This is a genomic window from Pseudomonas rhizoryzae (assembly GCF_005250615.1).
GTDB classification, from domain to species: Bacteria; Pseudomonadota; Gammaproteobacteria; order Pseudomonadales; family Pseudomonadaceae; genus Chryseomonas; species Chryseomonas rhizoryzae.
This window is the reverse complement of record NZ_SULM01000010.1, coordinates 78,688-97,116: the sequence shown is the minus strand read 5'-3', so window position 1 is coordinate 97,116 and position 18,429 is coordinate 78,688. Positions and strand designations below refer to the sequence as shown.

Below are 18,429 nucleotides of genomic sequence, written 5' to 3'. Positions count from 1 at the left end.
GTCACGGCCCCTCATGAAACTCAACGCCAATCAGCTGGGCAAGCAACTCCAGGGCTCGCTGGCCGCCGTCTATGCCGTCAGCGGCGATGAGCCGCTGCTCTGCCAGGAAGCCAGCGACGCCATTCGCAGTGCGGCGCGCGCCCAGGGCTTCGACGAACGCGAAGTCTTCGACGTCGACGCCAGCTTCGATTGGGGCCGCCTCTACGAAGCCGGCGCCAGCCTCTCGCTGTTCGCCCAGAAACGCATCCTCGAATTACGCCTGCCCACCGGCAAGCCGGGGGACAAGGGCTCCGCCGCCCTGCTCGACTACCTGGCGCGTCCCGCCGAGGACACCCTGCTGCTGATCAGTCTGCCCCGCCTGGATGCCGCGGCCCAGAAGACCAAGTGGGCCAAGGCCCTGCTGGAGCACGAGCAGGCGCAATTCGTGCAGATCTGGCCGGTGGAAGTGGCGCAGCTGCCGCAATGGATCAACCAGCGCCTGTCGCGCTTGGGGCTGGCCGCCACCCCCGAGGCGGTCGAACTGATCGCCGAGCGGGTGGAGGGCAACCTGCTGGCCGCCGCCCAGGAGATCGAGAAGCTCCGCCTGCTCACCGAAGGCTCCCAGGTGGATGCCGAAACCGTCCGCGCCACGGTCGCCGATAGCGCGCGCTACGACGTCTTCGGCCTGCTGGACGCCGCCCTCGCCGGCGAGGCGGCGCACGCCCTGCGCATCCTCGAAGGCCTGCGCGGCGAAGGTGTGGAAGCCGCCGTGGTGCTCTGGGCCCTGGCGCGGGAAATACGCTTGCTGGCCAATCTGGCCCAGTTGCAGGAGAGCGGTACGCCGCTGGAGCGCGCCTTCACCCAGGTCAAGCCGCCGGTGTGGGACAAGCGCCGCCCACTGATGACCCGCGCCCTGCAACGGCATGGCGCCCGGCGTCTGGAAGCCCTGCTGCGCGATGCCCAGGTGGCTGACGAACAGATCAAGGGCCAGGCGCCCGGCGACGTCTGGCTGACCCTGACCAGCCTTGCCCTGGTGCTCGCCGGCAAGCGCCTGGCGCTGGGCAAGCCCCTCCAATAGCTGCCCCTGCAATAGCGGCCCTTGTAATCAGCGGTCCTTGCAATAGACTGGCGTGCCCCCATCAAGGGGTATCCATCCCTCTCGGAGCACGCATCCATGGCCAAGAAATACAGCCGCGGCCCCAACAAGGCCAAGGCCCTCGTCAGCGATCCCCGGTTTCGCTCACGCAAGGAACGGCCCGCCAAGGGCAAAGGCAGCTACCGCCGCGAAGCCTTCTCGTTGCAAGACGAGAAGGCTTCGGTCTTTCTGGCCGCCTGAAAGCTGAGGGGATCAGCCCTGATTGAACAGATGCCGAACGCAGGTCAGGCAACGACCAACGGGAGTAACAGCCAGCAGCTGGCCTGGAGGGTGAGCGCCACCCCGAGCCGGCGGTGCCGTTTCGTCATCAGCCCGTCAGGCCTTCGAAGAAGCGCCTAGCATTTTCTTCCAGGGTCGCGATGTCATAACCGCCCTCCTGGACCACCACACAGGGCAATTCCAATGCCCGGATCCGTTGCCCGAGCCGCTGGAATCCGGCGTGACTGACGGAAACCTTGGACTGCGGATCCTTCTCGTAGATGTCAAAGCCCAGCGACAATACCAAGACGTCTGGAGCGAATGCCCGCAGTGCGGTCTCCGCCTGGTCGAGGCAGGCGAAGAAATCAGCTTCGCTGGCACCGTGGGGCATGGGCAGATTGAGATTGAAACCAACACCGGAACCGCTACCGATTTCATCGTCGAAACCGGCGACTACCGGATAGAAGTTGGTTGGATCACCATGGATCGAGACGTACAGGACGTCATCCCGCTCATAGAAGATTTCCTGGATGCCCTGCCCATGGTGCATATCGGTATCCAGCACCGCGACCTTGGCGAACCGGCCGCGCAACACCTGGGCAGCTATGGCGGCATTGTTCAGGAAACAGAAGCCACCGGCCGCCTCGGCGCGAGCATGGTGGCCCGGCGGCCGGCACAGCGCATAGGCCGCCGGATTCCCTTCGAGTACCGCCTGGGCTGCAGCCACCGCGCTTTGCGCCGACCAGTAGGCCGCCTGCCAGGTGTGCTCGCCAATCGGACAGCTGCCGTCCGCCAGGTAGCGAGCCGTCTTGCCGAGGATGCCGCGCAACGGATTGCCTTCGCGGATGTAGATATTGGACATCACCTCATCGCCCCAGTCTTCCGGCACCTCATGCCATTGCTGGTAGGCGCTGCTCAGATACTCCAGATAGGCGCGGCTATGGACGGCGGCGAGCGGCTCCAGACCGTGATCGGCGGGTTGCAACAGCGGATAACCCAGGCGCTCGACGACTGCCAACAGCGGATCGATGCGCGCAGGGAGCTCCTGCGGCTGGCGCATCTGGCCGCGCGACAGATAGGTGCGTGGATGATGCAGGCGTTGCAGAGGGTGGAAAAAGGTTTTCATCGAAGGCCTCTTTAGCGTGCCCTGGTCAATAGCCCAACTCGGGATCGACCTGGTTATTGAGTTCCAGCCCCACATCCAAGCGGGCAACGTTGTCGGCTACTTGGCGGGCGATGCAAGCGTCGGCGGCGGACGACGCCATATGGGGGGTCACCCAGATCCCCGGCGTCCGCCACAGCCAGCTATCCGCCGGCAGGGGCTCTTGCGCGAATACGTCCAGCAAGGCACCGCGTAGCTGGCCGCAGGCCAACGCCTCGCGCAGATCACCCAGGTTGAGGTGCTGACCGCGGCCGCAGTTGATCAGGGCACCGCCCGGGGCGAGCTGCCGGAAGACCTTCATATCCAACAGGCCACGGGTGGCAGCGGTGAGCGGCAACAGATTGACCAGCACGTCCAGACTGTCGAGGAAGTCGGGCAACGCCTGCGGTCCGGCGAAGGTCGAGACGCCATCGACCCCGCGCTCAGTACGCGCCCAGCCCCGTACCTCGTAACCCGCGGCGGCCAGCCGTGCCGCTACTGGCGTCCCTAACGCACCCAACCCCATCACACCGACCCGGAAGTGCTGGGACGGACGCTGCACGGGGCGCTGCCACCGTTGGCTGGAATGACCGCCGATCACCTGGTCGAAGCCCCGATGAAAGTGCAATACCCCCCAATGCACGTACTCGCTCATGCCCAGGGCGAGGGCTGGGTCGACCACCCGGCAGACCGGCACCCGGGGGTCGCGAGACTCGTCTTGGGCGAGATGATCCACCCCCGAGCCAATCGACTGCACCAAACGCAGATTCGGCAGGCGCCCCAGGCTGCCCGCGGGCGGAAACCAGCAAACGGCCACGTCGGCACGCTCTGCCCCTGCCTCCTCCGGCCGCACGACAGCGAGATGCGGCGCCTGCTCAGCGAAGAGCGCCGCTAGCCAGTGGGTCAGCTCCGGATCCTGGCAAAGCAAGACGAGGGTGGCCACGGTCAGCTACACCAGTCGGCGCGCTGCGCCTCGATGAGACTGAGCGCGGCCTGCCAGGCCAGATCGATGATACCGTCGATGCCATCGCGATCGAATTGCGCGGCGGTATGGCGGCACACCGCTTCGCTGGGCAGATTCAATGCCACTCCGCCGGCTAGCGCCTGGATCTGCGCCTGGCAGGCACGCTCCAGGAAATAGATCTCGTGGAAGGCCGCCGCTACGCTGCGGCCGGCCGCCAGCAGTCCATGATTGCGCAAGATCATGGCCTTCTTGTGCGGCCCCAGGTCGGCGACCAGGCGCTCGCGCTCCTCCAGCGACAGGGCGATACCTTCGTAGGTGTGGTACGCCAGGTTGCCGTAGAACTTCAGCGCGTGCTGACTCAGCGGCAGCAAGCCCTCGCGCTGGGCGGCCACCGCCATGCCCGCCACGGTATGAGTGTGGATGATGCAATGGAGGTCCGGGCGCGCCGCATGGATGGCCGAGTGGATGACGAAGCCAGCCGCGTTGACCCTGCCGCTGAAGTGACTGTCGACCACCTCGCCAGCCTGATCGATAAGCACCAGGTCGCTGGCACGCATCCTCTCGAACGCCACGCCATAGCGATTGATCAGGAAGTGCCGCTCAGATCCGGGTACGCGCAGGGTGATGTGCGTATCGATCAGGTCGGTCATGCGGTAGTAAGCGATCAATCGATACAGCGCGGCGAGTTCGCAGCGCGCTTGCCATTCGCTCTCGGACAGGGTGAGGGGTTTGCTCATCAGGCGACTCCGCGGACGTTGGCGACGGGGGTCGGTTGGGCCGTACGACTGCGCAGGTACGACAGCCCCACCACTCCGATCAAGGACATCAGGGCCAGCACGCTGAAGAACAGTGCCAGCGGTACCCATTGGCCGGCGAACCGACCGGCGATAAAGGTGCCGAGCATGGGGGTGAGGCCACCGGTCAAGCTGCTGCCCAGTTGGTAGGAAATCGAAATACCCGAGTAACGCAGCCGCGCCGGAAAGGCCTCGGCCATGTAGCCGGCGATCACGGCATAGAGCGCGGCGAGCAGGATCACCGCCAGGGCGATGCCGGCCGTCATGTAGACCAGATTGCCGGTCTGCACCAACAGGAACATCGGATAGGGCGCCAGGATGCACAGGGAGGCCGCCCACTTCAGGAAACGCCCCTCGCCCAGGCGCTCGGCGAGCAGGGCCGAGCAGGGCTGCGAGAGAAATTGCAGGATCGTGACCACGAACAGGCAATCCAGGATGGTGGTCTTGGCGATGCCCTGATACTGGGTGACATAGGTGATCATGAAGGTATTGGTGAAGAAGAAACCGCCGGAACCGATGGTGACCGCCAGGGTGGCGAACAGGATGGTCGTCCAGCCGTTACGCAGCACCTCCAGCACTGGCTTTTCGGCCGTTTGCCGGTTCACCTTGACGGCGGCGAACTCCGGCGATTCCGGTACGCCGAAGCGAATCACCAGGCCTGCGATCATCAGGACGGCGCTCATCAGGAAGGGAAGGCGCCAGCCCCAACTCAGCAACTCCTGCGGCTCCAGGGCACTGATCAGGCGGAAGGCGATCAGCGCCAGCAGCAAACCGGCCGGACTGCCCCACTGGGCGAACGAGGCGAAGAACACCTTGCGCCCCTTGGGGGCATGCTCGCTGGCCATCAGCACTGCCCCGCCCCATTCGCCACCGACCGAGATGCCCTGCAGCAGACGGAGGAAAATGAGGCCCAGAGGAGCCCAGATACCGACGTCGGCGTAGGTCGGCAACAGGCCGATACCGGTGGTCGCCAGGCCCATCAGTACGATGGTCACCAGCAACATCTTCTTGCGGCCCAGACGGTCGCCGAGATGACCGAACACCATGCCCGCGAATGGCCGGGCGATGAAACCCACGGCAAAGCTGCCGAAGGCCGCCAGGGTGCTGAGCATGGTGTTTTCACTGGGGAAAAACAGTTGCCCCAGTACTAGGGCGGCGGCGAAGGCATAGATATAGAAATCATAGAACTCGATGGTGGTGCCGACGAAGGCAGCCAGCGCGGCACGCCGGGGCGAGGGGGTATTGTTCATCATCCAGGACTCCTGGGCTTGATTGTCTTTGGCAGGAGAAAGACGGTCCCCGAGTACAGCAGGACGAAGGCACTCTGGCGGTGCGTTGCCAGATGGTGAGCCAAGCCTTACCTTAGAAAAAGCTTCTAATTTGAATACTTGACTATAAGCTCCACAAATAATGGGGACGTAGCGATGCCACCGGCACGGGATTCCGAGGCCAGACGCTTTCTCAATGACCGACTCGACTGGAATCTACTGCGCACCTTTCTGGTGATCGGGCAGGAAGGCAGCATCAGCCGGGCGGCCGCGCGCCTGCATCTGAGCCAGCCGGCCATCAGCCAGGCACTCCGGCGGCTGGAAGAGCAACTGGACAGTGCCCTGGTGCTCCGTCGCGGGCCGCGGATCGCTTTGACCCCGGCGGGTGAGGACGTGATGCAGATCGCGGCCGAACTGTATGGCACGGTTTCTCGACTGGGTCCCGCGCTCGAGCAGCCCAGTGAGATGGTCACAGGCAGGATTCGCCTGCTCAGCATCAGTCGCATCCAGTCGCGGGCCTACGACGACTTCCTCGCCCAATTTCACCGCGACTACCCGCAGGTAGAGCTGGAAATAGAGGTCTTGCGCAGCTCGGACGTCATCAGTGGCCTGTTGCAGAAAACGGCGGCTTTCGGCCTGAGCCTGTGCCGCACGCCCCAACCGCGCCTGGAACAGCGGGTCATGCTGGAGCAACGCTATGCCTTCTTCTGCGGCCAGCGGCACCGCTTGTTCGGTCGCAAGAATCTGTCCCTGGCGGATCTGCAGCGCGAAAACTTCGTCAGCTTCACCAGCGACCAGCTCGGCGGCAACCTCTCACCCCTCACGGTATTCAGGGATCAACAGGGCTTCACCGGACGCATCGTGGCGTCCTCGCCGAGTCTGGATGAAATCCTCCGCCTGGTGGGCGCCGGCTACGGTATCGGCTGCCTGCCAGAACACATCGTGGCCGCCGAGAACCAGGCCAACCCGCTCTGGCGCCTACCGCCGTGGGAGGGTGTCAGCGACGTCAATGTCTATCTGCTCTGGAATCGCGAACAGAAGCTGACGCACGCCGAGTCGGTCTTTCTGGAGCGCTTTCTGCAGATGCTCATGACCACGGATCCGGCGGAGCGCTTTTAAGGCCAGCGCCCCTGTCAGGTATGGCCCGCGGCATGACTCCCGGGCAACCGTGTCGACGTCGCCCGCTGTATGTCCAACAGCCTGGGCGCCGGACGCGGGTACCAGACGCCGGAACCCGGGGCGTGCTAAGGTGGCTGTTCCTGCCTAGACGTCCGGTGGAGACAGATGCAATTCGGGAAATCCCGCGGCTTCAAGACCGGCGGCCTCCTCGCCGGGACCCTGGTCACCCTGCTGACCGCCGCCCTGGCCGCCTGCGCCCAGACGCCAACGACGCCCACCGCGGCGCCCTCCTCGCCCAGTTCGCCCAAGCCTGCCCCCGCGACCAACGCCGCGGCCCCAGCAGCCGAGGCCATGCCGCAGCCGGCCGAAAGCTTCGAACAATGGCGCAGCCGCTTCCGCGCCCTGGCCCTCGGCCGTGGTATCTCGGCGAGCACCTTCGACCAGGCCTTCGCTGGCGTCGAACCCGATATGGCGGTGATCGCCGCCGACCGCAGCCAACCGGAATTCACCAAGCCGGTCTGGGAATACCTGGCCACGGCCGTCTCGCCGCTGCGGGTGCGCAACGGCAAGAGCCTGCTCATCCAGCAGGCTGGCCTGCTGGCGGCCCTGGAAGCGCGCTATGGCATAGAGCCGGCGCGCCTGGTGGCCTTCTGGGGCATGGAGAGCAACTACGGCAACAACATGGGCAACAAGAGCGTCATCCGCTCCCTGGCCACCCTCGCCTACGAAGGCCGCCGCCCGGACTTCGCCCAGGACCAACTGATCGCCGCCCTCGGCATCCTCCAGCATGGCGACGTGACCCCAGACCGGATGATCGGCTCCTGGGCCGGCGCCATGGGTCAGACCCAGTTCATTCCCACCACCTACGACCAGTACGCGGTGGACTTCGACGGCGACGGTCGCCGCGACATCTGGGGCTCCACCGCCGATGCCCTGGCCTCCACCGCCAACTACCTCAAGGCCTCCGGCTGGCAGGACGGCAAGCCCTGGGGCTACGAGGTGCGGGTGCCGGCCAATTTCGACTACAGCCTGGCCGACATGGGCGTGCGCAAGACCCTGGCCGAATGGACCGCACTGGGCATCCAGGGCCTCGGCCTGCCGCAGCCGGCCGCCCAGCCGAGCGACAGCGCCTCGCTGCTGCTCCCCGCTGGCTATCGCGGCCCGGCCTTCCTGGTGTTCAACAACTTCCGCACCATCCTCAAGTACAACAACTCCACCTCCTACGCCCTGGGCGTGGCGCTGCTCTCGGAGCGCTACCGCGATGCTGGTCAGATCGCGGCGAGCTGGCCCACCGACGACCTGCCGCTGAGCCGCAGCGAGCGGGTGGAACTGCAACAACGCCTCGCCGCCCTGGGCCTCGACCCGGGTAGCGCCGACGGTATCATCGGCGCCAATACCCGCAAGGCCATCCGCGCGTACCAACAGTCCCAGCGCTTGCCCGCCGACGGCTATCCCAGCCAGCAGCTGCTGCAGCGGTTGCGCGGCTGATATGGCGTCCTGACGAGCGGCCTCAGCGTGCACGAATCGGCATTCTGAGGATCGCCCTGCAGGCGCAGTGAGCAAACCGCTACCGCCAAGGTCGAACGCGAGTCGCGTCGCCCGGTGCGCTCAAGCCGCCCGGGCTCTATTCACACCAAGGAACCCGAGATGAGTATTGCCGCCAACGCAGGACGCCTTCCCGACGAGAACACCCTGACCCACCTGCCGCGCCTGGTGGCGCGCTACTACAGCGATCGCCCCGATCCCAGCGATCCGGGCCAGCAGGTGGCCTTCGGGACCTCCGGTCACCGCGGCTCCTCGCTCAAGGGCAGCTTCAACGAATGGCACATCCTCGCCATCACCCAGGCCATCTGCGAATACCGTAAGGCCCAGGGCGTCGACGGTCCGCTGTTCATGGGCATGGACACCCACGCGCTGTCCGAGCCGGCCTTCATCTCCGCCCTGGAAGTCCTCGCCGCCAATGGCGTAGAGGTGCGCATCGACGCCGGCTGCGCCGAGACCCACGGCGAGCCGGGCTATACCCCCACCCCGGCACTGTCCAACGCCATCCTCGAATACAACGCCGGCCGCAGCTCGGGCCTGGCCGACGGCATCGTCATCACCCCGTCGCACAACCCGCCGGCCGATGGTGGCTTCAAGTACAACCCCACCAATGGTGGCCCGGCCGACACCAACGTCACCAAATGGATCCAGGATCGCGCCAACGCCCTGCTGGTGGCCGGCCTGGAAGGCGTCAAGCGGATGGATTACCGCCAGGCGCTCAAGGCTTCCACCACCCAGAAATTCGATTTCATCGACAGCTACGTCGGTGGTCTGGGCCAGGTCATCGATCTGGAGGCCATCCGCGGCTCCGGCCTGACCTTCGGCGTCGATCCCCTGGGCGGCGCCGGGGTGCACTACTGGCCGCGCATCGCCGAGCGCTATGGCCTGCCGCTGCAGGTGCTCTCGACCCGCGTCGACCAGACCTTCCGCTTCATGCGCCTGGACTGGGACGGCAAGATCCGCATGGACTGCAGCTCGCCCCATGCCATGGCCGGCCTGATCGAGAACAAGGACAGATTCGACGTCTCCTTCGCCTGCGACACCGACCATGACCGCCATGGCATCGTCGCCCGCTCGGTGGGGCTGCTCAATCCCAACCACTACCTGGCGGTGGCCATCGAATACCTCTTCACCCACCGTCCGCAGTGGAGCCAGCAGGCCGGCATCGGCAAGACGCTGGTGTCGTCCTCGATGATCGACCGCGTGGCCCAGGGCATCGGCCGCCAAGTGGTGGAAGTGCCGGTGGGCTTCAAGTGGTTCGTCGACGGCCTGCTGGACGGCAGCCTGGGCTTCGGCGGCGAGGAATCCGCCGGGGCTTCCTTCCTGCGCAAGGCCGGCGGCGCCTGGTCCACCGACAAGGACGGCCTCATCCTCGGCCTGCTGGCCGCGGAGATCACCGCCGTGACCGGCAAGGACCCGGGCGAGCGCTACCAGGCGCTGACCGAGCGCTTCGGCGCGCCGGTCTATCAGCGCATCGATGCTGCCGCCGACCGCGAGCAGAAGGCTCGCCTGAGCAAGCTCTCCGCCGCCCAGGTCACCGCCAAGGAGCTGGCTGGCCAGCCGATCACCGCCATCCTCACCGAAGCCCCCGGCAACGGCGCCGCCATCGGTGGCCTCAAGGTGGTCACCGAGAATGGCTGGTTCGCTGCCCGTCCCTCGGGCACCGAGGATGTCTACAAGATCTACGCCGAGAGCTTCGAGGGCGAAGCCCACCTGGGCCGCATCCAGGAAGAGGCCAAGGCGCTGGTGGATGGGGTGCTGCGCGGCTAGCGCGGCGCGGCCCTCACCCCAACCCTCTCCCTCAGGGAGAGGGGGCTAGGAGCGGATCGGCGTGAGGCTTGAGGCTTGAGGCTTGAGATTGCGCCTCCACCATAGAAAAGGGCAGCCACTTGGGCTGCCCTTTTTCGTTATGGCAAGAAGATCAATTGATCTTCTTGCCATGCGCCTGCTGGTCGGCATGGTACGAGGAACGTACCAGCGGGCCGGAAGCGACGTTCTTGAAGCCCATCTTGGCGCCTTCCTCGGCATACCAGGCGAAGGTATCCGGGTGGACGAAGCGCTGCACCGGCAGGTGGTTGCGCGAGGGCTGCAGGTACTGGCCGAGGGTCAGCATGTCGATCTCGTGCTCGCGCATGCGCTGCATGACCTCGATGACTTCCTCGTCGGTCTCGCCCAGGCCCAGCATCAGGCCGGACTTGGTCGGTACGTGGGGCACGCGCTTCTTGAAGTTCTGCAGCAGGTCCAGCGACCACTCGAAGTCCGACCCCGGGCGGGCGGCCTTGTACAGGCGCGGAACGGTCTCCAGGTTGTGGTTGAAGACATCCGGCGGCTCCTGCTCGGTGATGGCCAGGGCCACGTCCATGCGGCCGCGGTAGTCCGGTACCAGGGTCTCCAGCTGGATGCCCGGAGACAGCTTGCGGATCTCGCGCAGGCAATCGACGAAGTGCTGGGCACCGCCGTCGCGCAGGTCGTCGCGGTCCACCGAGGTGATCACCACGTACTTCAGGCCCAGGTCGGCGATGGCTACCGCCAGGTTCTTCGGCTCGTCCACGTCCAGCGGCTTCGGTCGGCCATGGCCGACGTCGCAGAAGGGGCAGCGACGGGTGCAGATATCACCCATGATCATGAAGGTGGCGGTGCCGCCGGAGAAGCATTCGCCCAGGTTGGGGCAGGAGGCCTCTTCGCAGACACTGTGCAGCTTGTGCTTGCGCAGCAGCTGCTTGATGCGCTCGACCTCGGGGGTGACCGGGATGCGCACGCGGATCCAGTCAGGCTTGCGCGGCAGTTCCTCGGTGGGAATGATCTTTACCGGGATGCGCGCGACCTTCTCGGCCCCGCGCAGCTTGACGCCAGCTTCCACCTTGTTCGGGCGAGCGGGCGGGGTAAGGGTCTGGACGCTGTCTTGTACTGTTGTGGTCATGTCAATCCGATTCCAGGGTGATCGGTTCGGGGTAGCCCAGGCGCAGACTCAGGTGACGCACCAGAGACTCGCGGACCTCGTCGAAAGCTAGTGGCCCGGTCACCAGATCGCGGAGCTGGGTCATGGCCAGGCCGGCATAACCGCAGGGGTTGATCCGGCGGAACGGCGCCAGATCCATGTCAACGTTGAGTGCCAGTCCATGGAAGGACCGGCCATTGCGGATGCGCAGGCCCAGGGAGGCGATCTTGGCCCCGTCCACATAGACACCCGGTGCATCGGCGCGGGCTTCGGCCCGTACACCCCAGTCGGCGAGCAGGGCGATCAGGCTGTCTTCCATGGCGCTGACCAATTCTCGCACGCCCAGGCCCTTGCGGCGAACGTCCAGCAGCACATAGGCGATGAGCTGACCGGGACCATGGTACGTGACCTGGCCGCCGCGATCGACCTGCACCACCGGAATGTCGCCGGCGGCGAGCAGGTGCTCGGGCTTGCCGGCCTGGCCCTGGGTGAAGACCGCGGGGTGCTGCAGCAGCCAGAGTTCGTCGGGCGTCGCGGGGCCGCGCTCGTCGGTGAAACGGCGCATGGCCTGCCAGGTCGCCTCATAGGGCCGCAAGCCCAAGCGGCGCACGCCCAGGGTCACCGGGGCGGGAGTCGTCATCAGATCACCATGTGCACGCGACCGGTGGCGCGCAGATCCTGGTGGATGGCCTGCAGCTGGTCCACACCGGTGGCGGTGATGAGGACCTGTACGGACAAGAACCGTCCGTTGCGGCTGTCGCGGGTCACCAGGGTGCCACGGTCGAGATCCGGCGCATGGCGCTGCACGGTGTCGAGCACCAGCTCGGCGAAATCGGCACCCGCATCGCCGATCACCTTGATGGGATAACGCGGGCAGGGGAATTCGATCTTGGGGGGTTGTACGTCTTCGGTCATGCGGACTTCCAGGCCGAACCTTGTCGGCAGGGGGTGAAAGGCCCGCTTTCGCGGGCCTTTCCAGGGCGACGGATCAGTTGAACAATCCGTAGAAGAACAGGCGGATGCTATCCCACAGGCGGCGGATGAAGCCACCCTCCTCGACCGGCTGCAGGGCTACCAGGTCGGCGGTGTGGACCACCTTGTCGTCGAGCTTGACCTCGACCTTGCCGATCACCTGGCCCTTGGCGATGGGGGCAATCAGTTGCGGGTTGAGCACCATCTCGGCATGCAGCTTCTTGGCCTGGCCGCGCGGCAGGGTCATGGTCAGATCCTCGGCCAGACCGGCCTGGACCTCACGGGCGTCGCCCTTCCATACCGGCGCCTTGGCCAGCTCGGTACCCTTCTTGTAGAAGGACTGGGTCTCGAAGAAGCGGAAGCCGTAGGTCAGCAGCTTCTGGGTCTCGGCGGCGCGGGCTTGCTCGCTGTTGGTGCCGAACACCACGGCCACCAGGCGCATGCCGTCACGTACGGCGGAGGCCACCATGCAGTAGCCGGCTTCGTCGGTGTGACCGGTCTTCAGGCCGTCCACGGTCTTGTCGCGCCACAAGAGCAGATTGCGGTTGGGCTGCTTGATGTTGTTCCAGAAGAATTCCTTCTGGGAATAGATGGCGTAGTGCTGGGGATCGGCGTTGATGATGGCGCGCGCCAGGATGGCCATGTCATGGGCCGAGGAATAGTGGTTCGGATTCGGCAGACCGGTGGCATCCATGAAGTGGGTGTTCTGCATGCCCAGCTTCTGCGCGGTGGTGTTCATCATGTCGACGAAGGCGTCTTCGCTGCCGGCGATGTGCTCGGCCAGGGCGACGCTGGCGTCGTTACCGGACTGAATGATGATGCCATGCAGCAGGTCACCCACCGATACCTGGGAACCGAGCTTGAGGAACATCCGCGAACCGCCGGTACGCCAGGCGTGCTCGCTGATGGTGGCCATGTCGGATTCCTTGATCCGGCCCCGGTTGATTTCCAGGGTGGCGATGTAGGCGGTCATCAGCTTGGTCAGGCTGGCCGGCGGCAGGCGCTCGTCCGAGTTGGATTCGGTCAGCACGGCGCCGCTGTTGGCATCCATGAGAATCCAGGCCTTGGCCGCCAGTTGCGGGGGTGCCGGAATCATGGTCTCGGCCGCCCAGACGGCCGGGACACAGGCGATCGTTACGAGAAGAAGCAGGCGGCGGGCAAAGGTTGCGATAGTCATCCGAATCTCTGAATGGTTAGGGTATGGCTGGAGCAGCGGGCGGGCCTGCCAATTGGCAGGCGCCTAGAAACATCCTTGCTTCAATCCGGTTGCACGAGGGAGGCCTGGCCGAGTCGGGCCAGGCGCACGCTGTTCTGGAGCTGGGGCACCTCAGCCGGCTGGACCGGGCCGAGCCGCACGCGATGCAAGGTCTGCTGGTTGCGCACCGTCGAGCTGATGAACACCGGGGCACCGGTCAGGTCGCTGAGCTTGTCCTTGAGCAATTCCGCAGCGTCCGGATTGGCGAAGGCCGCCACCTGCAGATAGAGCCCAGCGGCTGGGACAGAAGCGTTTTTTTTTGCGTCGATGGCGGCCGGGGTGACCGGCTCGGCATGCTGGTTGACCGGCGGCGTATAGGTCTCCACCACACCGAAGGTCTGCACCTCGGTGGTCTTCTGGGCTACCACCGGGGCCTGGCGCGGCTGGGCCAATACCATGGGCACCGCCTGGCCGCGCTGGGCCCAGTACTGTTGGGGATCTATGCCATCCACCCGGACCCGGGCGGTGCCGATCTCGGCATAGCCGAGCTTCTTGGCCGCGGCGAAGGACAGGTCGATGACCCGGTCGGAATAGAAGGGACCGCGATCGTTGACGCGCAGGATGACGCTACGACCGTTGTCGAGGTTGGTGACCCTTACATAGCTGGGCAGCGGCAGCGTCTTGTGCGCCGCGGTCATGCCATAGAGGTCGTAGGTCTCGCCATTGGCGGTGGCCTGGCCGTGGAACTTGGTGCCATACCAGGATGCCGTACCGGTCACGTGATAGTCGCGGGCGTCGGTCAGCGGGAAATAGGTCTTGCCCAGTACGGTATAGGGATTGTTCTTCAACGGCCCGTTGTAGGGCATGGGCACGGCGTCGGGGATCTTGCTGACGTCGACGTCCCACCAGGGCGCGCCGTCGCGGTGCGGACGCAGGTAGCCACCCGGCCCCGCCACGCCCTTGCTGGTCGGCTTGGGGGCTTGACTGGAGCAACTCACCAGCAGCAGGCCGAGGCCCAGGCAGCCGGCCAGCCGCACCACGGTCGCCAGACGCTTCACGGCTTACCACCCTCGGCCGCGTGACGCTCGGCGATGGCGGCCGCCAGATCGGTCACCGCCATGGCGTACATGACGCTGCGGTTGTAACGGGTAATGGCGTAGAAATTGGGCAGGCCCATCCAGTACTCCGGTCCCTTGTCTCCGTCGAGGCGGAACGAGGTTACACGCAAATCGTCGCGCAGGGCAGGGTCCTGAGCGTTCCAGCCCAGCGCGCGCAGCTCGGCGACGGTCTTGACCGGCTCTATGCCTGGCGCCACGCCCTCCTCCACCCGACTACCGGTCACCTGGGCACGAATCGCGGTCGGCCCGCTACCGGACCAGCCGTGGCGCTTGAAGTAGTTGGCCACGCTGCCGATGGCATCGGTCGGATCCGACCAGATATTGATGTGGCCGTCGCCGTCGAAATCCACCGCATAGGCGCGGAAGCTGCCAGGCATGAATTGCGGCAGGCCCATGGCGCCGGCATAGGAGCCGGTGAGGCTGAGCGGATCGACCTGCTGCTCGCGGGCCAGGAGCAGGAATTCACGCAGTTGGCTGCGGAAGAAAGGCGCCCGCGGCGGATAGTCGAACGCCAGGGTCGAGAGGGCGTCCAGCACCCGGTAGTTACCGGTGTTGCGCCCATAGAAGGTTTCCACGCCGATGATGGCGACGATGAACTGGGCCGGCACGCCGAATTCGCGTTCGGCGCGGGCCAGCGCCTCTTCGTGGGCTTTCCAGAACTCGACGCCCTGGGCGATCCGCCGCTCGGTGATGAAGATGGGGCGGTATTCGCTCCAGGGCTTGACCCGCTCGGCCGGGCGCGAAATGGCATCGAGGATGGCCTGCTTGCGTTGCACCTCGCCGAACAGTGCCTGCAATTGCTCCGGCGCGAAGCCGTAGCTCTGACTCATCTCGGCGATGAAGTCACGCGCCTGCGGCGTCGCGTCGTAGTCGCCGGCGACGACACCGGTCGTCGCGCCCATCGCGCCCGCGAGCCCCAGGCCCTGCAAGCAGCGACGCATCCATCCCATTATCGACATCTAGCCCTTCTTCATTGCGTGTTAAACCTGGGTGATCCACTTGCGGTGCGTGTGGATCGACATCAAAACTCCGAACCCGGTGAGCAAGGTGACCACCGAGGTGCCGCCATAGCTGATGAATGGCAGCGGTACGCCCACCACGGGCAACAGGCCGCTGACCATGCCGATGTTGACGAAGACGTAGACGAAAAAGGTCATGGTCACGCCGCCGGCGAGCAACTTGCCGAACAACGTCTGGGCCTGCAGCGTGATGGTGAGGCCACGGCCGATGAGCAATAGATAGAGTGTCAGCAGCAGGCAGACGCCCACCATGCCGAACTCTTCGCCGAGGACGGCAATGATAAAGTCCGTGTGACTTTCCGGCAAAAAATCCAGATGAGACTGGGTCCCCAGCAGCCAGCCCTTGCCGAACACCCCGCCCGAGCCGATGGCCGCCTTGGATTGGATGATGTTCCACCCAGCGCCCAGCGGGTCCATTTCCGGATCGAGGAAAGTCAGGATGCGGCGCTTCTGGTAGTCGTGCAGCACGAAGAACCACATGGCCACCGCCATGGGTACGGCGGCGCTCACCGCGCCGATCAGCCAGCGCCACTGCAGGCCGCCGACGAACAGCACGAAGCCACCCGAAGCCAGTACCAGCATGGCGGTGCCGAGATCGGGCTGGTCGAGGATGAGCACGAAGGGCACCACCACCAGCGACAGGCTGATCAGGCTGTGCTTGAAGTTGGGCGGCAGGCTGCGCTTGGACAGGTACCAGGCCATCATCATGGGCATCAGGAGCTTCATGAATTCCGACGGCTGGAAGCGGATCACGCCCGGGATATTGATCCAGCGGGTGGCGCCCATGGCGTTGTGACCCATGACGTCCACCACCACCAACAGGGCCACGCCGACCACATAGCCCAGGGGCACCCAGCGCGCCATGAAGCGCGGCTCCAACTGGGCGACGATGGCCATGGCCACCAGCCCCAGGCCGAAGGAGCTGGCCTGCTTGAACAACAGGTCGAGATTGCGTCCGCCAGCGGAATAGAGCACGAACAGACCGGCCGCGCCCAGCATCAACAGCAGGATCAACAGCGGACCGTCGATGTGCAGGCGCTGCAACAGGGTCGCGCGCCGCTTCATCACGTCCCCTTCGGGAATGGTGCGGTCGAAGTTGGGAGCAAGACTCATGGCTGCACCTTGGTCGCGGCGGCAGGGGTGCCAGCCGTAGCAGGCTTGGCGTATTCGGCCTTGAGATGACCATGCTCGTCCAGCAGCCAGGCGTCGAGCACCTGGCGCGCGACAGGACCGGCCACACCACCGCCCGACTCGCCGTTCTCGACCATCACCGCCACGGCGATCTGCGGATTTTCCACCGGGGCGAAGGCGACGAACAGGGCGTGGTCGCGGTGCCGCTCCTTGAGCGCCGCCGAGTTGTACTTCTCGTTCTGGCGGATGGCGACCACCTGGGCGGTACCGCTTTTGCCGGCGAAGTGATACTGGGCGCCAATGCTGAGTTTATGGGCGGTACCGCGCGGATTCTGCACCACCATCTCCATGCCATGGATGGCGCGATCCCAATAGCTGTCGTCCTTGAGCACGATGTCGGGCATGGGATGGCTGTCCACCGGTGGCTGGCCGTCCAGGGTCTTGGCCAGGTGCGGCCGGATCCATTTGCCGTGGTTGGCGATCAGCGCGGTAACCTGGGCCAGTTGCAGCGGTGTCACCTGCATGTAGCCCTGACCGATCCCGAGGATCAGCGTCTCGCCAGGGAACCAGGCCTGGCGGCGGGTGGCGCGTTTCCACTGGCGCGAGGGCATGAGACCCGGTGCTTCCTCGAACATGTCCAGGGCGACCTTTTGCCCGAGCCCGAACTTGCCCATGTATTCCGCAAGTCGATCGATGCCGATCTTGTGGGCGAGGTCGTAGAAATAGGTATCGTTGGACCTCATGAGCGCGGTATCCAGATCGACGTAGCCATCGCCGCCGTGGTTCCAGTTACGGTATTTGTGATCGTAATTGGGCAGCTCGTAATAGCCCGGGTCGAAGATGCGCGCCTGGGGCGTGGTGGCGCCGCTGTCCAGACCCGCGATGGCCACCGCCGGTTTGATGGTCGAGCCCGGCGGATAGAGACCGCGCAGCACCCGGTTGTAGAGCGGACGATCGATGGAATCGCGCAGCTCGGAATATTCCTTGAAGCTGATGCCGGTGACGAAGGGATTGGGGTCGTAACTGGGCTGGCTGACCATGGCCAGCACATCGCCGGTCTTGGGCTGGATGGCGACGATGGCACCGCGCCGACCACCCAGGGCCGCTTCCGCCGCGGCCTGCAGCCGGGAGTCGATGGTGAGGACGATGTCCTTGCCAGGCTTGGGATCGGTGTGATTGAGCACCCGCAACACCCGACCGCGAGCGTTGGTCTCGACTTCCTCGTAACCCACTTCGCCGTGCAGCTCGGGTTCGTAGAAACGCTCCACGCCGGTCTTGCCGATGTGGTGGGTACCGCTGTAGTTCACCGGGTCCAGGCGCTTGAGTTCCTGCTCGTTGATCCGGCCGACATAGCCCACCGAATGGGCGAAGTGCTCGCCCATGGGGTAGTGCCGCACTAGTTGCGCCGTCACCTCGACCCCGGGCAAGCGGAACTGGTTGACGGCGATCTTGGCGATCTGCTCCTCGGTCAGCTCGAACAGCACCGGCACCGGCTCGAAGGGACGCCGGCCCTGCTTCATGCGCTTCTCGAACAGCTCGCGGTCTTCCTCGGTCAGGCCCAGGACCTGCACCAGGGTGTCCAGCGTCTGGCGCCAATTCTCGGCCCGCTCGCGGGTGATGGTGAGGCTGAAACTGGGCCGGTTGTCGGCGACGATCAGGCCGTTGCGGTCATAGATCAGTCCACGGGTCGGCGGAATCGGCTGCACGTGCACCCGGTTGTTTTCCGACAGGGTCGAGTGGTACTGGTACTGGATGACCTGCAGGTAGTACATGCGCGCCACCAGTACGCAGGCGAGCACGAGAAACAGCACGCCGCCGATCAGCACGCGGGTGCGGACGAGCTGGGCGTCTTTCTCGTGGTCCTTGAGGCGTATGGGTTGCGACATCGCAGATAC

At 65.3% G+C, this 18,429-nt stretch carries 17 protein-coding genes; 5 read left to right on the top strand and 12 right to left on the bottom strand.

The window, feature by feature from the left end:
• The first annotated feature begins 13 nt into the window (after positions 1-13).
• Positions 14-1,057: a DNA polymerase III subunit delta gene (holA, locus tag FAZ11_RS17380; protein WP_058774283.1), complete on the top strand. Its 1,044-nt coding sequence runs from the start codon at positions 14-16 to the stop codon at positions 1,055-1,057.
• A 96-nt stretch (positions 1,058-1,153) separates the two neighbouring features.
• Complete coding sequence (gene arfA, locus FAZ11_RS17375) at positions 1,154-1,315, top strand: alternative ribosome rescue factor ArfA (protein ID WP_058762185.1); 162 nt, start codon at positions 1,154-1,156, stop codon at positions 1,313-1,315.
• Positions 1,316-1,442: 127 nt separating this feature from the next.
• Here arfA and FAZ11_RS17370 read toward each other — a convergent pair whose 3' ends face one another.
• The 4 genes from FAZ11_RS17370 to FAZ11_RS17355 are packed head-to-tail and all read right to left on the bottom strand — an operon-like array spanning position 1,443 to position 5,482.
• Positions 1,443-2,459, bottom strand: coding sequence for a histone deacetylase family protein (locus FAZ11_RS17370; protein ID WP_058774282.1), 1,017 nt, complete (start codon positions 2,457-2,459; stop codon positions 1,443-1,445).
• 25 nt (positions 2,460-2,484) lie between these two features.
• Entirely contained in the window at positions 2,485-3,417 is a 933-nt protein-coding gene (locus FAZ11_RS17365; RefSeq protein ID WP_058774281.1) for a 2-hydroxyacid dehydrogenase, read from the bottom strand.
• Positions 3,418-3,419: 2 nt separating this feature from the next.
• On the bottom strand, positions 3,420-4,175 hold the full coding sequence (locus FAZ11_RS17360) for a class II aldolase/adducin family protein (RefSeq protein WP_058774280.1): 756 nt from the start codon (positions 4,173-4,175) through the stop codon (positions 3,420-3,422).
• Positions 4,175-5,482 carry an MFS transporter gene (locus tag FAZ11_RS17355; protein ID WP_058774290.1) on the bottom strand — a complete coding sequence of 436 codons (1,308 nt, stop codon included), beginning with the start codon at positions 5,480-5,482 and terminating at the stop codon, positions 4,175-4,177. The genes FAZ11_RS17360 and FAZ11_RS17355 overlap by 1 nt, the downstream gene beginning before the upstream one ends.
• A gap of 174 nt (positions 5,483-5,656) precedes the next feature.
• Between FAZ11_RS17355 and FAZ11_RS17350 the strand changes: the two genes are divergently transcribed.
• The 3 genes from FAZ11_RS17350 to pgm all read left to right on the top strand — a co-directional run bounded on the left by FAZ11_RS17350 (position 5,657) and on the right by pgm (position 9,931).
• The gene (locus FAZ11_RS17350; RefSeq protein WP_058767780.1) at positions 5,657-6,619 is read left to right on the top strand and encodes a LysR family transcriptional regulator; all 963 of its coding nucleotides are present in this window, start codon (positions 5,657-5,659) and stop codon (positions 6,617-6,619) included.
• 165 nt (positions 6,620-6,784) lie between these two features.
• A complete protein-coding gene (locus tag FAZ11_RS17345; protein ID WP_058762180.1) occupies positions 6,785-8,107 on the top strand; it encodes a lytic murein transglycosylase in 1,323 nt (440 codons plus the stop codon).
• A gap of 159 nt (positions 8,108-8,266) precedes the next feature.
• Positions 8,267-9,931 (top strand): phosphoglucomutase (alpha-D-glucose-1,6-bisphosphate-dependent), encoded by a 1,665-nt coding sequence (gene pgm, locus FAZ11_RS17340; RefSeq protein ID WP_058774279.1) that lies wholly within the window; start codon positions 8,267-8,269, stop codon positions 9,929-9,931.
• A 151-nt stretch (positions 9,932-10,082) separates the two neighbouring features.
• Here the strand turns inward: pgm and lipA are convergent, their stop codons facing one another.
• The 8 genes from lipA to mrdA form a co-directional block, all read right to left on the bottom strand.
• Entirely contained in the window at positions 10,083-11,081 is a 999-nt protein-coding gene (gene lipA / locus FAZ11_RS17335; protein ID WP_058762178.1) for a lipoyl synthase, read from the bottom strand.
• A 1-nt stretch (position 11,082) separates the two neighbouring features.
• A complete protein-coding gene (gene lipB / locus FAZ11_RS17330; protein ID WP_058762177.1) occupies positions 11,083-11,739 on the bottom strand; it encodes a lipoyl(octanoyl) transferase LipB in 657 nt (218 codons plus the stop codon).
• A complete protein-coding gene (locus tag FAZ11_RS17325; protein ID WP_058762176.1) occupies positions 11,739-12,014 on the bottom strand; it encodes a DUF493 domain-containing protein in 276 nt (91 codons plus the stop codon). Before FAZ11_RS17325 ends, lipB begins: the two co-directional genes overlap by 1 nt.
• A gap of 73 nt (positions 12,015-12,087) precedes the next feature.
• Positions 12,088-13,248, bottom strand: coding sequence for a D-alanyl-D-alanine carboxypeptidase family protein (locus tag FAZ11_RS17320; protein ID WP_058762175.1), 1,161 nt, complete (start codon positions 13,246-13,248; stop codon positions 12,088-12,090).
• Between the two features lie 80 nt (positions 13,249-13,328).
• A complete protein-coding gene (locus tag FAZ11_RS17315; RefSeq protein ID WP_099049438.1) occupies positions 13,329-14,324 on the bottom strand; it encodes a septal ring lytic transglycosylase RlpA family protein in 996 nt (331 codons plus the stop codon).
• Positions 14,321-15,343, bottom strand: coding sequence for a lytic murein transglycosylase B (mltB, locus tag FAZ11_RS17310; protein WP_058762174.1), 1,023 nt, complete (start codon positions 15,341-15,343; stop codon positions 14,321-14,323). Before mltB ends, FAZ11_RS17315 begins: the two co-directional genes overlap by 4 nt.
• Positions 15,344-15,364: 21 nt before the next feature.
• Positions 15,365-16,468, bottom strand: a complete 1,104-nt coding sequence (rodA, locus tag FAZ11_RS17305) for a rod shape-determining protein RodA (RefSeq protein WP_099049479.1) — start codon at positions 16,466-16,468, stop codon at positions 15,365-15,367.
• A 44-nt stretch (positions 16,469-16,512) separates the two neighbouring features.
• Positions 16,513-18,420 carry a penicillin-binding protein 2 gene (mrdA, locus tag FAZ11_RS17300; protein ID WP_058767776.1) on the bottom strand — a complete coding sequence of 636 codons (1,908 nt, stop codon included), beginning with the start codon at positions 18,418-18,420 and terminating at the stop codon, positions 16,513-16,515.
• Positions 18,421-18,429 lie beyond the last annotated feature (9 nt).